The organism is Arthrobacter sp. SLBN-100, assembly GCF_006715305.1.
In the GTDB taxonomy this organism is placed as follows: domain Bacteria; phylum Actinomycetota; class Actinomycetes; order Actinomycetales; family Micrococcaceae; genus Arthrobacter.
In genome coordinates this window covers 1,473,626-1,488,376 of sequence record NZ_VFMY01000001.1, presented here as the reverse complement: position 1 = coordinate 1,488,376, position 14,751 = coordinate 1,473,626, and the positions used below count along the sequence as shown (strand labels likewise).

Genomic DNA, 14,751 nt, shown 5'->3' with positions numbered 1-14,751 from the left:
CAGTGCTTAACCCTTATAACGGCTGGTCGCGGGCGGCGGCCAGCCGCTTTCGGGCGCCTTCCAGCCATTCCTCGCACCGTGCGGCCAGCGCCTCGCCCCGTTCCCAGAGAGCAAGGGATTCCTCGAGGCTGGCGCCTCCTGCTTCCAGCCGGCCCACCACCGCAATGAGCTGTTCGCGGGCTTCCTCATAGCTCAGTCCTGCGACGTCGTTCGCTGGCGTTGGCTCAGTCATTGGGTTCTCCGGTTTCCGGTAGGTGCTGTTGAAGTGTTCCCGTGGACCCAGGTGTCCCGGTGGAGGTGGCGCCGAAGCGGCCTTCCGCCACGCGGACGGACAGGGGTGTTCCGGCCGGCGCCTCCGCCGGGCGGCGAACCACGGCGTGCCCCTCATTGCTGCGGCGCGCGGCCTCGGGAGCGGCGAGCTCGACGACGGCGTACCCCCGGTCGAGCGTTTTCTGCGGGGACAGCGCGCGGACCTGGGCTTTGAGGTGCTCCAGCTGGTCCGCGGCGCGGACCACTGTGGAGCTCACCGCTGCGGAGGACCTCCGGAGCAAACGTTCAATCTCCTCGGAGCGGACGGACACCATTCCCTCGGGCGCTGCCAGTACCGGCCGGGAGTGAAGGGACGCCAGACGGTCGGCTTCCCGGTCCACCAAGCGCTCCATGCACCGGCGCAGCTGTGCCCTGGCCTGGCGCACGCCTGCGAGTTCTTCGGAGACTTCCGGCACGATCCGTTTCGCTGCGTCCGTGGGGGTGGAAGCGCGAAGGTCGGCGACCTCATCGAGCAGGGGCCTGTCCGCCTCGTGGCCAATGGCACTGACAACGGGGGTGGCCGCAGCGGCGACGGCGCGGATCAGTTCCTCGCTGTTGAAGGGCAGCAGATCCTCAAGGGCACCTCCGCCACGGGCGATGACAATGACATCCACCTCGGGACGGGCGTCCAGTTCCCGCAGCGCGCGGACCACCTGGGACACCGCGGTATTGCCTTGGACGGCCACTTCCCGGATTTCAAACTCAACCGCCGGCCAGCGAAGGGCAGCGTTGCGGAGGATGTCCTTTTTTGCATCGGAGTCACGCCCGGTAATCAGGCCAATCCGGTGCGGCAGCAGGGGAAGGGGCTTCTTCCGGGAATCCGCGAAGAGCCCCTCGGCGGAGAGGGCCTGGCGCAGCCGCTCGATCCGGGCCAGGAGGTCACCCAGGCCCACCGGCCTGATATCCCTGACCAGCATGTTCAGGCGGCCGGTCTTGATCCAGAATTCTGGTTTCAGCAGGGCGACCACCCGGGACCCGCGTTCCAGCGGCAGGTTCTGGCGCTCCAGCACCTTGGTCCACACCGAGGCAGGAAGGGAAACCTCTGCATCAACATCACGCAAGGTGAGGTACGCATTGCTGCCGCGCCGGTTCAGTTCAATAACCTGCCCCTCGACCCAGGCCGACGGGGTCCGGTCGATGTGGGCCTTCAGTTTCTGTGACAGCAACTGGAGGGGCCAGGGGTTGTCCGGAGTGGTCTCGGCCGCCGTCGCGGGCAGCGTGGTGGGCGCTGCCAGTTGCTCACCAGGGGCCGGGAGCGACGCCTGTTCAGACATGCGGATTCCCTTGCGGGGCTGGAACTGCGGGCATGGGGTCCTTCGTCGGTTGTGCGGCGGTCATTCAACCATATCCATAAGCTCTACCATCAGGGACTGACAGTATCCGGCCAGCATCCCCGCCTAGGATGGGTTGACCGCCATCGACCCGAAGGATCTGCTGTGCGCACTTTTGTTTCCGCCTTCGCCACCCTCCTGGCGATACTGCTTGCCGCCGTGGCTGTTCCTGCCATCTGGCTGGACCGCAATATTGTCCAGGAGCAGGGCTTTGTGGAGCTGGCTTCCCCGCTGGGAACGGACTCCGAGTTCCAGCAGGGCCTCGCCGCGGCGGCGGTGGGAACAATCGATACCAGTGCTGTTCCCGGCTTCCTCGCCGACCTGGTCCGGCCGGCGCTCAAGGAGGCCGCCGCATCAATGACAGGCCTTTCCGGTTACCCGGCGGCCTGGGAGGAAACGCTGCGGCGAAGCCACCGCCTCAGTTTCACCGCACCGGAGGCAGAAGCGGGCGAAACGGCATCCGCCTCATCCCTGACCCTCGACGTCGCTCCGCTGGTTGCACTGGGGGCTGAAGAAATCTCGCGCACCACGCGGCTTCCCCTCGACCCGCCGGACCAGACGCTGATCAATGTGGGACAGCCCGAGCAGAAGGCATGGACTGAACGGCTGACCAGCTACTCACCTGCCGGCTACCTGCTGGCCGGGGGAGCGGCGGTGGCCTTGCTGCTGGCCGTCGTGGCAGCACGCCGCCGCTGGACCGTGCTGGTGGGCGCAGGAGTTGGTGCCCTCGTGCTGGCCGCGGTCTGGACGCTCGGCTCGCAGCTGGCCTCGGCCGCCGTGCTGGCCACGGACAGCGGAAACGAGGTGGCCAACATGTTCAGGAACGAGTTCGTTGCTGCAGGGGCTGCCGACTTCCAGGGCTGGATATTGGCCTCGGCCATCACGGGCGGAGTGCTGCTGCTGATGGGGGCTGTGGCCGGCCTCATACCGCGAAAGCGGGCGCGGGCAACCCGGTAGCATGGAGTCATGACCCCCTCAGCTGTTTCCCTTTCGATGCCCACCATTCCGCGTAGGCGCCGCTCTCCTGAGGAAGTAGCTGCTGCAGCCCCTGTATCCGGAACCAAGAAGGTGCTGCTGGCTGCTCCCCGCGGCTACTGCGCCGGCGTGGACCGGGCCGTCATCGCGGTCGAAAAGGCCCTGGAGCACTATGGCCCTCCGGTGTACGTGCGCAAGCAGATTGTGCACAACGTCCACGTGGTGAGCTCGTTGGAGGAAAAGGGCGCCATCTTCGTCGACGAAACGGACGAAGTGCCCGAAGGCGCCCTGGTGATCTTTTCAGCCCACGGCGTGTCGCCCGCCGTGGTCCAGTCCGCCGAAGACCGTGGCCTGCGCACCATCGATGCCACCTGCCCCCTGGTCACGAAGGTCCATAAAGAAGCCGTCAGGTTCGCCAAGGACGACTTCGACATCCTGCTGATCGGCCACGACGGCCACGAGGAAGTCGAAGGCACCGCAGGCGAGGCTCCGGAACACATCCAGATCATCAACGGCCCGCACGAAGTGGACAAGGTGCAGGTTCGGGACCCGGAGAAGGTTATCTGGCTTTCGCAGACAACCCTCAGTGTTGACGAAACCATGGAGACCGTCCGCCTGCTGAAGGACCGGTTCCCCACACTGCAGGATCCCCCCAGCGACGACATCTGCTATGCCACCACCAACCGCCAGGTGGCCATCAAAAAGATTTCTCCCCAGGCAGATCTGGTGATCGTGGTGGGCTCGGCCAACTCGTCCAACTCAGTGCGGCTGGTGGAGGTGGCCCTCGAATACGGGGCGAAGGCCTCCTACCGCGTCGATTTCGCCAACGAAGTTGATGAATCCTGGTTTGAGGGCGTGGCAACCGTGGGCGTGACCTCCGGGGCATCCGTGCCTGAAGTGCTGGTACAGGACGTGCTGCGGCTGCTGGCCGAATACGGCTACGGCAGCGTGGAGGAAGTGGTCACGGCCGAAGAGGACCTCCTCTTCTCATTGCCCAAGGAGCTCCGGGCAACGCTCAAGCAGGCCGGCGACGTCAGCCGCGCCCTGGGCGGACGCAAGCCCCGCAGCTAAAAGCCGAAGAAAAGCGGGCCTGGCAGCTGTTGCTGCCGGGCCCGCTCCTTTTCGCGCGCTCTTGGGGCTTTGCCAGGCCCTCTTTAAGCCGCCTCGTCCTCACTTTGGAGTTCCGGGGCGGCCACTGCCCGCGGCGTCACTTCCACCACCGGGGGTGTGACCAGGCCGGACTCCTCCAGGCTGTTCAGCTTGCGTGCGGTGGGGAGGACCCGGGCTTCCAGCGTGCCCACCATGGAGTTGTAGCGGTCCACGGAGGTCTTCAGCGATGACCCCAGTTTGCTGACGTTCTCGCCCAGCGTTCCCATCCGGTCGTACAGCTGCCGGGCGAGGTCGAACAGTTCGCGGGCACTGTCCGTCAGGACGTCCTGCCGCCACGTGAAGGCAACGGACTTCAGCACGGCAAGCAGGGTGCTGGGGGAGGCCAGGACCACGTTCCGGGACAGTGCATGGTCCAGGAGTTCGGCGTCGGCGGTCAGCGCTGCTGCAAGGATTGATTCCGCAGGGATGAAACAGATCACCAGCTCCGGCGAGTTGCCCGGGATATCCCAGTACTTCTTATTGCCCAGTGCGTCCACGTGAGCCCGCAGCGCCTTGGCATGCGCGGCCAGAAGGGTTTGCGGAGAACGTTGGCCGGTGCCGGGAACGGGACCGGACAGGCCAGTCCTGGGATCATGCGACCCCAGTTCCTGGGCTTCAAGGTAGGAGGACAGCGGGACCTTTGCGTCAACCACCAACTGCTTCTCGCCGGGGAGCTGTACCACCAGGTCGGGGCGCACGGACGACTCGCTGCCGGTGCTGTGGACCTGCTCGATGAAGTCCACGTGGCGCAGCATTCCGGCTGCTTCCACAACACGACGCAACTGGACCTCGCCCCACTGGCCGCGCGCACTGTTGGACCGCAGCGCGGACTCCAGGGCATGTGTGGACCGGATCAGCTGCTCGTCCGAGAGGCGGGCTTCCTGCAGTTGCTGGGCGAGCTGGCCGTACTGTTCCAGCCGGTCACGTTCCAGCAGTGCCACCTGTTGCTGCACTGCCGTCAGTTTCTCCGCCACCGGCGCAAGGGCACGGAGAACGCTGCCGTCCTGGGACCGCGATTCGCCCAGCTCCCGGTTCTGGGCCGCCAAAAGGCGCCGTTCGGCGTCGGCCGCTGCGAACTGTGCGCTGACCTCTGAAAGCCGCGACGAGACGGCGTCGAAGTCCTCCTCCACAGCCCGGCTGTTTTTCCGCAGCCCAAAATAAGTGGCCGCCGCGCCCGCCAGGGCGCCCAGCAACAGCATGAACAAAGCCAATATCAACGCGAAAGCATCCATGTGCCCACTGTCGCATGGGGCTGTGACATTTTGCCGAAGCGACATTTTCCGGCGGCGCCCGGCGAACCGGCATGATGCCCGCTGCGGGTAGAATCAATGCTCGTGGCTCTTACTATTGGCATCGTCGGACTGCCCAACGTCGGCAAATCAACTCTCTTCAACGCACTGACCCGCAACCAGGTGCTGGCAGCGAACTACCCGTTCGCCACCATTGAGCCCAACGTGGGCGTTGTCAGCCTGCCGGATCCGCGGCTCCAGCAGCTCGGCGAGCTCTTCGGCTCCCAGCGCGTCCTGCCCGCGGCCGTGTCCTTTGTGGACATCGCCGGCATCGTCAAGGGCGCCAGCGAGGGCGAAGGCCTCGGAAACCAGTTCCTGGCCAATATCCGGGAAGCCGAAGCCATCGCGCAGGTGGTTCGGGTCTTCGACGACCCCGACGTAATCCACGTTGACGGCAAGGTGGATCCGCGCTCGGACATGGAGACCATCAACACCGAACTGATCCTCGCGGACCTGCAGACCATCGAAAAAGCCGTCCCGCGCATCGAAAAAGAAGTCAAGATCAAGAAGCGCGAGGCCGCGGAGCTGAACGCCATCCTGGCCGCGCAGAAAGTGCTTGAGCGCGGCGACACCATCTTCTCGTCTATCAAGAGCGACAAGCTCGAGATGGAGCACCTCAAAGAGCTCAGCCTGCTGACGGCCAAGCCTTTCATTTACGTCTTCAATGCCGATGAAGGAATCCTCGGCAGCCCGGAGAAGCAGGAAGAGCTGCGTGCCCTCGTGGCCCCGGCCGACTGCATCTTCCTCGATGCCAAGCTCGAAGCCGACCTCGTGGAACTGGACGAGGAAGAAGCCCGCGAAATGCTGGAAATGAACGGCCAGGAAGAATCCGGGCTGGACCAGCTGGCGAGGGTTGGCTTCCATACACTGGGACTGCAGACCTACCTCACCGCCGGTCCCAAGGAAGCACGCGCCTGGACCATCCACCGCGGCGACACCGCTCCCCAGGCAGCCGGCGTCATCCACAGCGACTTCCAGCGCGGGTTCATCAAGGCGGAAGTGGTGTCTTTCAAGGACCTCATCGAAGCCGGTTCCATGGCCGAGGCCAAGTCGCGGGGCAAGGTCAGGATCGAAGGCAAGGAATACGTTATGGCCGACGGCGATGTGGTGGAATTCCGCTTCAACGTCTGACCGTTTCGTTATGGCAGATTGCGGGTAGATAAGCTACGTTCGCTTCAACTTCTGGTGGGTCGCCGGGGACCTTATCCTGACTACAGGAGCGTGCTCCCGGCCACTTCCGGCTGGGACCGCCCGTGCAGAGCAATACAAGGAGGCGGAATGCCGGTCAGGCGTCTGATGCAGTTCATCACCATGGCGGCAGCTGCTGCCCTGGTGCTTTCGGGCTGCTCAGGCGGTGGCGGCACCGCACCCGTTGTGGTGGGGGAGGCCAAGCGCGGCGGCAGCGTCACGGTTGCCGAAGTTAACGCGTTCTCCTCCTTCAATCCGTACAGCACCGACGGCAACACCGATATCAACTCCAAGATCGGCTCGATCACCCACTCGGGGTTCTACTATCTCGACGATGCGGCCAAAGTGGTGCGGAACGAAAAGTTCGGGCGCTTCGAGAAGGTCTCCGACGATCCCCTGAAGGTGAAGTACACCGTCAGCGAGGGCGTGAAATGGTCCGACGGCGAGGCGATCGACGCCGGTGACCTCCTGTTGAGCTGGGCCGCGGGTTCAGGCTACTTCAACGATGCCGATCCCGCGGCCGGAACGGGAACTACATACTTCTCCACCGCCTCTGACACCAGCGGCCTGGCGGGAACCGTCCTGCCCGAGCTCGGCGAGGACGGACGATCCATCACCCTGGAATACAGCGTGCCGTACGCGGACTGGGAGGTGGCGTTCGACGTCGGCCTGCCGGCCCACGTGGTGGCCGCAAAAAGCGGCCTGAATGATGAGGAAGACCTCGTCGACCTGATCAAGGATTCACCCCGCGGCGACGTCGGGAAGCCCGCGCTCAACACCGCACTGAAGCAGGTCAGTGACTTCTGGAACTCCGGGTTCGACACCAAATCGCTGCCGCAGGACCCCTCGGTCTACCTCTCCAGCGGGCCATATATCGTCAGGGACATCGTCCCCGAGTCGTCCATGAAGCTGGTCCGCAACCGGGACTACACGTGGGGGCAGGAGCCCTGGCTGGATGAGATCAGCGTCCGGTTCACCGGTGCTGTGCCTGCCGCTGTGGATGCCCTGCGGAACGGGCAGGCGGACATTATTTCGCCGCAGCCCTCGGCCGAAACGGACAGCCTCTTCGCCGGACTGGCCGAGCAGGGCAACACCGTGGACCGCTACAGCCAAACCGGTTATGACCACCTGGACCTCAACTTTTCCGGGCCCTTCGCCGATGACGACGTCCGGACGGCATTCCTCAAGGCAGTGCCGCGGCAGGCCATTGTCGACGCCGTCGTGGGCGGTCTGATGCCGGAAGCCAGACCCCTGAACTCGCACGTCTTTCTGCCCGGACAGCCCAAGTACGAGGACGCGGTGAAGAACAACGGCTCCGGGGATTATGCAGAGGTGGACATCGACGGCGCGATTGCGCTCCTCGGCGGCAAAACCCCCACTATCCGCATCCTGTACAACCGCGACAATCCCAACCGGGCCAAGGCTTTTGCCCTGATCCGGGACTCCGCAACGCTGGCCGGCTTCCAGGTGGTCGACGCCGGACAAGGCAATGCCGACTGGGCGAAGGCGCTGGGAAGCGGCGGTCACGACGCGGCGCTGCTCGGCTGGATCGGCACCGGGGTGGGCGTCAGCCGTGTTCCCCAGATCTTCCGCACCGGGGCGGGCAGCAACTTCAACGGATTCTCCGACGGCGACGCGGACAAGGCGATGGAACAACTCGCGGGCACCACTGATCTGGCCAAGCAGGACGAACTGCTGGCCGAAATCGACAAGCAGGTGTGGGAGAACGCGTACGGTCTTCCGCTGTACCAGACCGTCGGCACCACGGCGTACAGTGCGCGTGTTGCCGGCGTGAAACCAAGCCCGGGACCGCTTGGCGTGTGGTGGAACGTCTGGGACTGGCGGCTGGCCTAAGGCCCGGCCAACCGCTCGCGCCTCGCCGCCGGCGGCCTCACACTTTCAATTCGCCCAGAAGCCTACCGGCGAGTAGCATGTGACTTGCACAACTTCCGTTGACCGACTAAGCGTTCAGTTCGCCCCGGTCACGGTTTGGCAACGGCGGACCATTATCTGGACTTCGTGCAGTTAGGCTACTCGTATATGTAGGTTGCGTCACAGTTGATAGCTGAGTCTCTCCTGCGGGGAAGCACAAAGATTCCCCTCGTTTTCTCCCACAACTCATAGGAGGCGGAATGCGTTTTGCGCGCACTTCCAAAGCATTGGGCATCGTGGCCATCGCCGCGCTTGCCTTGACCGGCTGCGGCGCTGGAGGCGGCAGCAATGACGGTGCCAGTCAGTCAGCTGGCGACCCCAATAAGGTCATCACCGCTTACAACAGCGAACCCCAGAATCCACTTCTGCCCGCGAACACCAACGAAACGAATGGTGGCCGCGTTGTCGAGTTGCTTTTCGAAGGTCTTCGCAGTTACGACGCCGATGGCAAGCCGGTGAATGCTCTTGCCGAGTCCATTGAGTCCTCGGACGCCCAGAACTGGACCATCAAGATCAAACAGGGCCAGAAGTTCACGAACGGTGAAGCGATCACCGCCAAGACATTCGTCGATTCCTGGAACTTCGCCGCGAACTCCAAGAACCTGCAGAACAACGGTTTCTTCTTCGAATCCATCGCTGGCTACGAGGACGTCTCGGCAGTAACAACTGAAAAGTCAGCAGATGGCAAGACCACTACTACTCCGGCGCCGACCGCCGAAACCATGTCCGGCCTGGCGGCCACGGATGATTCCACCCTCACCGTAAAACTTGCCCAGCCCGAGGCTGATTGGTCGCTCCGCCTGGGCTACTCGGCCTTCTACCCGCTGCCCTCAGCCGCACTGGCAGATCCTAAAACCTACGGGGAGAACCCGGTAGGTAACGGACCGTACAAGTTCGAGAAGACGGGCGCCTGGGTCCATGACCAGTCCATTTCGCTGGTGAAGAACACCGACTACAACGGTCCCCGCGCCGCTAAGAACGGTGGCGTGACCTTCAAGTTCTACACTGATCCGGGCCCCGCGTACACGGATCTGCAGGCCGACAACCTGGACATCACCGACGTCCTTCCGTCCAACGCAACGAAGACCTACGTCACTGACTTCCCGGACCGCAACGCCAGTAAGCCTGTTGCCACGAACGGTACGCTCAACATCCCGCCGTACAACCCGAACTTCCAGGGCGAAGCCGGCAAGCTCCGCCGCCAGGCCCTGTCTTACGCCATTAACCGTGAAGAAATCACGAAGGTGGTCTTCAGCGGCACCCGTACCCCGGCCAAGGGCTTCGCTCCGCCTGTGATCGAGGGGTTCAAGGAAGACATTCCCGGCAGTGAAGTCCTCAAGTTTGACGCCGCGAAGGCCAAGGACCTGTGGACACAGGCTGAGAAGATCCAGCCGTACGACAACTCCAAGCCACTGCAGATCGCCTCCAATACCGATGGAGGACACAAGGAATGGATTGACGCCGTGGCCAACGGCTTCAAGAACAACCTCGGCATCCAGGCTGAGATCCAGCCCTTCGCCAAGTTCGCTGAAGTCCTGAACCTGCGCAAGTCCCAGTCCCTGCCCGGCCTCACGCGCGCCGGATGGCAGGGCGACTACCCGTCGCTGTACAACTTCCTTGGACCGGTGTGGGCAACAGGTGCCTCCTCCAACTACGAGAAGTACTCGAACCCCGAGTTCGACAAGCTCCTCAAGGAGGGTCTTGCTTCCAAGTCCACCGACGAGGCGAACGACAAGTTCAACCAGGCACAGGAGATCCTGTTCCAGGACCTTCCGGGCTTGCCGCTCTGGGACTATGCGAAGCCCATTGTGTGGAGCAACAACGTGCTGAAGGCCGAGACCGGCTGGAACGGCGCAGTCCTCTACTACAACATCACGGCCAAGTAGTCACTAGATCTAACTTGCCGATCCAGCACAGTGGGGGTCCGGTCACGGCCGGGCCCCCATTGGCTTGCAACGGCAGGAAGGCACCAATGAACCTGCTTCTTCTCTCCACGGAAGGCTGGTGATCCTGTGGTCCGGTTTATCCTGCGCCGTCTGCTCCAGGTAATCCCCGTTTTCCTCGGCACTACCCTCCTGGTCTATTACATGGTGTTCGCGTTGCCGGGCGACCCGATTGCTGCGCTCTTCGGCGACCGCCAGCCTCCGCAGGCCGTTATCGATACCCTGCGCAGCCAGTACCACCTCGACGAACCGTTTTGGGTCCAGTACGGGTTATTCCTTAAAAATCTCTTTACCTTCAATTTGGGAAACGATTTCACTGGTCAGCCCATTGCCGCTACCTTGGCCCGGGTCTTTCCAGTGACCGCTATGCTCGCTGTGGAAGCACTGGTCATTCAGGCCGTTTTCGGCGTGGCCTTCGGCGTTTTTGCCGGCCTCCGCCGCGGCGGTTGGTTCGACTCCACGGTGTTGGTAGCCTCCCTCGTTGTTATTGCTGTTCCGACTTTCGTTCTGGGGTTCGTCTTCCAACTCGTCTTCGGCGTCCAGTTGGGCTGGGCCAAACCGACCGTAGGCGCCAATGCAGACTGGGCCAATCTGTTATTGCCGGCAGTAGTGCTCGGCCTGGTTTCCTTTGCCTACGTGCTCCGCCTGACCCGCACCTCGGTCAGCGAGGGCATGAATGCCGACTTTGTAAGGACAGCCACCGCAAAAGGCCTCTCCCGCCCGCGCGTGGTGATTGCCCACATCCTCCGTAACTCGCTGATCCCGGTGGTGACCTACCTTGGCGCCAACCTCGGGGGCCTGATGGGCGGTGCCATCGTTACCGAAGGCATCTTCAACGTTCCAGGCGTGGGCAACAAGCTCTACCAGGCAGTCCTCCGCAGCGAAGGACCCACCATCGTCTCCATTGTCAGTGTGCTGGTGCTGGTGTTCGTGGTGGCCAACCTGCTTGTTGATCTCCTGTATGCCTGGCTTGACCCGAGGATCCGCTATGACCAGTAATAACAGCCACTTTGTGGCACCCATCGAGGAAACCCCGCTGTTGGCAACGGATGCGGTCAAGACCGACCAGGCGCCTCTCAGCCTGTGGGCAGACGCCTGGCGCAAGCTCCGCCGTCGTCCGCTGTTCATCATCTCGGCCGTGCTCATCCTGATGCTGGTCGTGGTGGCGTTGTTCCCCGGACTGTTCTCGTCGGTTCCGCCGAACGAGGGCTGCCAGCTGGGCAACTCCGAAGGCGCTCCCAGCGTCGGGCACCCCTTCGGCTTCACCTTCCAGGGCTGCGACATCTACTCGCGGGTCATCCACGGTACCCAGGCCTCGCTGTCGGTGGGACTGCTGTCCGTTCTGTGCGTGCTGGTCATCGGGGTGACCCTGGGCGCCCTCGCCGGCTACTACGGCGGTTGGATCGACGCCGTGCTGGCCCGGCTGGGCGACATCTTCTTCGCGCTGCCGCTGCTCCTCGGCGCGCTGGTCATCACCCAGCTGCCTGTGTTCCGTGAAAACAAGAGCGTGTGGACGGTGGTCTTTGTGATCTCGCTCCTGGCCTGGCCGCAAATGGCGCGTATCACCCGCGGCGCCGTGATCGAGGTGCGGAACGCAGACTTCGTGACGGCCGCCCGTGCCCTGGGTGTTTCGAAATTTGGGACGCTGGTGAAGCACGTGCTGCCGAATGCGCTGGCACCCGTGATTGTGCTTGCCACGCTGGAACTCGGTGTCTTCATTGTCGCCGAGGCAACGCTGTCCTTCCTGGGCATCGGGTTGCCGGAAGGTGTCATGTCGTGGGGCCACGACATTGCCGCAGCGCAGACTTCCATCCGCACCAACCCGCAAATAATGCTGTACCCGGCCGCGGCACTGTCCGTCACGGTGCTCAGTTTCATCATGCTGGGCGACGCCGTACGTGACGCCCTTGATCCGAAGAGCCGCCAGCGATGAGAGACAAAGAGATGACAACTCCGGAAATACGCATCACGGAGGCCGGCACCACGAAGGTCCGGCCGCTGCTGGAGATCCGCGACCTCGCCATCACCTTCCAGACCAGCGGCGGGGAAGTCCAGGCGGTCCGTGACGCACACCTGACCATCATGCCCGGCGAAACCGTGGCCATTGTGGGGGAGTCCGGCTCCGGCAAGTCCACCACGGCGCTGGCTGCGATAGGCCTCCTTCCATCCAACGGCCGTGTCTCCGGCGGGCAGATCCTGCTCGACGGCGAAGACATCGCGCATGCGCCCGAAAAGCGCATGATCGAGCTGCGCGGCAACACCATCGGGATGGTTCCGCAGGACCCGATGTCCAACCTGAACCCGGTGTGGAAGATCGGCTACCAGGTCCGGGAAACACTGCGTGCCAACGGCCAGCCCAGCGGTCCGGATGACGTTGCCAAGGTGCTGTCCGAGGCCGGTCTGCCGGACGCCCACCGGCGCGCCAAGCAGTATCCGCACGAGTTCTCCGGCGGTATGCGGCAACGCGCCCTGATCGCCATCGGGCTCTCCTGCCAGCCCCGGCTGCTGATCGCGGACGAGCCCACCTCCGCACTCGATGTCACGGTGCAGCGGCAGATCCTGGACCACCTGGATACCATGACCACCGAACTGGGAACGTCGGTGCTGCTCATCACCCACGACCTGGGACTCGCGGCTGAACGGGCCGACAAGGTAGTGGTGATGTACCAGGGCCGGGTGGTGGAGGCAGGGCCTTCCCTGGAACTGCTGCAAAACCCGCAGCACCCTTACACAAAGAGGCTCGTGGAGTCCGCACCGTCCCTGGCCAGCCGCAGGATCCAGGCCGCCAAGGAACAGGGCGTGGAAGCCGCGGACCTGCTGGCCCCGGCAGCCGAGCCGGCAGCGGCGGACAACGTCCTGCAGGTCCAGGACCTGCGGAAGGTGTACAAGTTCCGCCAGGGCCTGGGGAAGGCGTCGGACTTCGCAGCCGTTGACGGCGTCAGCTTCGACGTCCGGAGGGGAACCACGACGGCGATCGTGGGGGAGTCGGGATCCGGCAAGTCCACCGTGGCCAAGATGGTGCTCCAGCTGGAGAAGCCCACGGACGGCAGGATACTGTTCGACGGCGTCGACACCTCCGTCCTGAAGCCGTCGGATCTGTTCAAGTTCCGGCGCCGTGTGCAGCCCATCTTCCAGGATCCCTACGGTTCGCTGGATCCGATGTACAACATCTTCCGGACCATCGAGGAACCGTTGCGGGTCCACAAGATTGGCAACAAGGAGAGCCGGGAGAAGAAGGTCCGCGAACTGCTGGACCAGGTGGCGCTGCCGCAATCCGCCATGCAGCGGTACCCGAACGAGCTCTCGGGCGGCCAGCGGCAACGCGTCGCTATTGCCCGTGCCCTGGCCCTGGACCCGGAAGTCATCATCTGTGACGAGGCCGTGTCCGCCCTGGACGTGCTGGTGCAGGCGCAGGTGCTGAACCTGCTGGCAGACCTCCAATCCAACCTGGGGCTGACCTACCTCTTTATCACCCATGACCTTGCTGTGGTCCGGCAGATCGCCGACCACGTCTGCGTCATGGAGAAGGGGCGCCTGGTGGAGACCGGAACCACGGACGAGGTCTTCGAATCGCCCCGGCAGGACTACACGAAGGCGCTGCTCAACGCTATCCCGGGTGCCAAGCTGATGCTTCCGCCGGAAGTGGCTTAGCCGCCTTTATCCAATTAAACGGTTGGAGCCGGAGCCTGTTGGCTCCGGCTCCAACCGTATTAACGCTGCTTTAACGCTGCCGGCTGTCAGTCCTGAACGGAATCGGCGCCGCCGCCCGTCGCCAGCGCCGGCGGCTGGTCCGCCGTCGCCTTCCGTTCCAATCCCAGGTCACGGAGCCGGCGTTCGAGCAGGGTCCCCAGGGCGCGTCGGCCGTTGGGATTCATATGCACTGCGTCCGCCAGGTCCTTGGCCAGGCCATATCTGGTGAGCCAGTCACCCACGGAAACGAAGGGCAGGTTGTGGGCTGCTGCCACCGAGCCCAGCAGGGCATCAACCTCCGTGCGGCGGCCGCCCCCGTTGCCTTCGCCCCGGGCCAAAGTTCCAATCATTGCGATCCGTGTTCCCGGATAGCGGGCTTTGAGTTCAGCGATCAGGCTCCCGGCGTTTCCGGCAATCCGGCTGTCCGATGCCCCGCTTGCGGCGTCGTTGCCGCCGCCCTGGATGACGATGAGCGCCGGAGTGCCGGAAGGCAGGAGCCAGTCGCCGCGGCGGAGGGCGTCAATGTAGTTGCCCGTTTTGCCGTTGGCGGCCACGAACCCGGTGCCGCCTTTCCCGCAGTAGTACAACTTGTACCCCGCAGCCTCCAGGCCCTGGCGGGGCCACCCGTCTGACGGTTCTGACTGCGAATCGCCGATCAGGAGGACGGTCTTGCTGATCTCGGGAACCACTGCCTCAAGCCGCCCATTGGCTGGATTGAGGATGCGGGAACCTGCAACGCCAGGATTCACAGCGGCAGCGCCAGGTTGCGCGGCAGCGGCGGCAGCCTGCATTTGGGGAAAGGCGGAGGACTGGCGCAGTATCCCGCAGCCGGAGACAGCAATAAGGCTGGACACCGCGATCACGGCGGCGGCTCCGGATGCGGCAACGCGGGTCCGGGCCAAGGCTTTTCGCATGAGGTGTCTTTCGGGCTTGCATGAAGTGTCA

Annotated in this window: 12 protein-coding genes; 8 read left to right on the top strand and 4 right to left on the bottom strand. The window is 63.8% G+C overall.

The genetic code is table 11. The annotated features are described in order from the left end of the window. Positions 1 to 13: 13 nt before the first annotated feature. Both FBY31_RS06875 and xseA read right to left on the bottom strand, forming a co-directional pair. Positions 14 to 232, bottom strand: a complete 219-nt coding sequence (locus FBY31_RS06875) for an exodeoxyribonuclease VII small subunit (RefSeq protein WP_142038515.1) — start codon at positions 230 to 232, stop codon at positions 14 to 16. Next, on the bottom strand, positions 225 to 1,583 hold the full coding sequence (gene xseA / locus FBY31_RS06870) for an exodeoxyribonuclease VII large subunit (RefSeq protein WP_142038512.1): 1,359 nt from the start codon (positions 1,581 to 1,583) through the stop codon (positions 225 to 227). Before xseA ends, FBY31_RS06875 begins: the two co-directional genes overlap by 8 nt. A 162-nt stretch (positions 1,584 to 1,745) precedes the next feature. Between xseA and FBY31_RS06865 the strand changes: the two genes are divergently transcribed. After that, positions 1,746 to 2,597, top strand: a complete 852-nt coding sequence (locus tag FBY31_RS06865) for a hypothetical protein (protein ID WP_142038509.1) — start codon at positions 1,746 to 1,748, stop codon at positions 2,595 to 2,597. Between the two features lie 9 nt (positions 2,598 to 2,606). Continuing rightward, positions 2,607 to 3,686, top strand: a complete 1,080-nt coding sequence (locus FBY31_RS06860) for a 4-hydroxy-3-methylbut-2-enyl diphosphate reductase (RefSeq protein ID WP_142038506.1) — start codon at positions 2,607 to 2,609, stop codon at positions 3,684 to 3,686. A gap of 83 nt (positions 3,687 to 3,769) precedes the next feature. Here FBY31_RS06860 and FBY31_RS06855 read toward each other — a convergent pair whose 3' ends face one another. Beyond that, positions 3,770 to 4,996 carry a DNA recombination protein RmuC gene (locus FBY31_RS06855; RefSeq protein ID WP_142038503.1) on the bottom strand — a complete coding sequence of 409 codons (1,227 nt, stop codon included), beginning with the start codon at positions 4,994 to 4,996 and terminating at the stop codon, positions 3,770 to 3,772. A gap of 102 nt (positions 4,997 to 5,098) precedes the next feature. On the opposite strand from FBY31_RS06855, the gene ychF reads away from it, so the two are divergent. The 6 genes from ychF (at position 5,099) to FBY31_RS06825 (ending at position 13,767) form a co-directional block, all read left to right on the top strand. Beyond that, the gene (gene ychF / locus FBY31_RS06850) at positions 5,099 to 6,184 is read left to right on the top strand and encodes a redox-regulated ATPase YchF (RefSeq protein WP_142038502.1); all 1,086 of its coding nucleotides are present in this window, start codon (positions 5,099 to 5,101) and stop codon (positions 6,182 to 6,184) included. 147 nt (positions 6,185 to 6,331) lie between these two features. Then, the gene (locus FBY31_RS06845) at positions 6,332 to 8,095 is read left to right on the top strand and encodes an ABC transporter family substrate-binding protein (protein ID WP_142038499.1); all 1,764 of its coding nucleotides are present in this window, start codon (positions 6,332 to 6,334) and stop codon (positions 8,093 to 8,095) included. A gap of 278 nt (positions 8,096 to 8,373) precedes the next feature. Next, the gene (locus tag FBY31_RS06840; protein WP_142038496.1) at positions 8,374 to 10,059 is read left to right on the top strand and encodes a peptide ABC transporter substrate-binding protein; all 1,686 of its coding nucleotides are present in this window, start codon (positions 8,374 to 8,376) and stop codon (positions 10,057 to 10,059) included. A 126-nt stretch (positions 10,060 to 10,185) separates the two neighbouring features. After that, entirely contained in the window at positions 10,186 to 11,115 is a 930-nt protein-coding gene (locus FBY31_RS06835; RefSeq protein WP_142038494.1) for an ABC transporter permease, read from the top strand. Continuing rightward, entirely contained in the window at positions 11,105 to 12,049 is a 945-nt protein-coding gene (locus FBY31_RS06830) for an ABC transporter permease (protein ID WP_142038491.1), read from the top strand. The genes FBY31_RS06835 and FBY31_RS06830 overlap by 11 nt, the downstream gene beginning before the upstream one ends. A gap of 11 nt (positions 12,050 to 12,060) precedes the next feature. Then, positions 12,061 to 13,767: a dipeptide ABC transporter ATP-binding protein gene (locus tag FBY31_RS06825; RefSeq protein WP_142038489.1), complete on the top strand. Its 1,707-nt coding sequence runs from the start codon at positions 12,061 to 12,063 to the stop codon at positions 13,765 to 13,767. Positions 13,768 to 13,853: 86 nt separating this feature from the next. On the opposite strand, the gene FBY31_RS06820 is transcribed toward FBY31_RS06825, so the two are convergent. Beyond that, entirely contained in the window at positions 13,854 to 14,720 is an 867-nt protein-coding gene (locus FBY31_RS06820; RefSeq protein ID WP_142038485.1) for an SGNH/GDSL hydrolase family protein, read from the bottom strand. Between the last annotated feature and the right edge of the window lie 31 nt (positions 14,721 to 14,751).

Coding starts and splice junctions, on each gene's coding strand:
- xseA (WP_142038512.1), bottom strand. CDS start 1,583: ATGTCTGAACAGGCGTCGCTCCCGGCCCCTGGTGAGCAACTGGCAGCG.
- FBY31_RS06830 (WP_142038491.1), top strand. CDS start 11,105: ATGACCAGTAATAACAGCCACTTTGTGGCACCCATCGAGGAAACCCCG.
- FBY31_RS06825 (WP_142038489.1), top strand. CDS start 12,061: ATGACAACTCCGGAAATACGCATCACGGAGGCCGGCACCACGAAGGTC.
- FBY31_RS06855 (WP_142038503.1), bottom strand. CDS start 4,996: ATGGATGCTTTCGCGTTGATATTGGCTTTGTTCATGCTGTTGCTGGGC.
- FBY31_RS06845 (WP_142038499.1), top strand. CDS start 6,332: ATGCCGGTCAGGCGTCTGATGCAGTTCATCACCATGGCGGCAGCTGCT.
- FBY31_RS06875 (WP_142038515.1), bottom strand. CDS start 232: ATGACTGAGCCAACGCCAGCGAACGACGTCGCAGGACTGAGCTATGAG.
- FBY31_RS06820 (WP_142038485.1), bottom strand. CDS start 14,720: ATGCGAAAAGCCTTGGCCCGGACCCGCGTTGCCGCATCCGGAGCCGCC.
- FBY31_RS06840 (WP_142038496.1), top strand. CDS start 8,374: ATGCGTTTTGCGCGCACTTCCAAAGCATTGGGCATCGTGGCCATCGCC.
- FBY31_RS06860 (WP_142038506.1), top strand. CDS start 2,607: ATGACCCCCTCAGCTGTTTCCCTTTCGATGCCCACCATTCCGCGTAGG.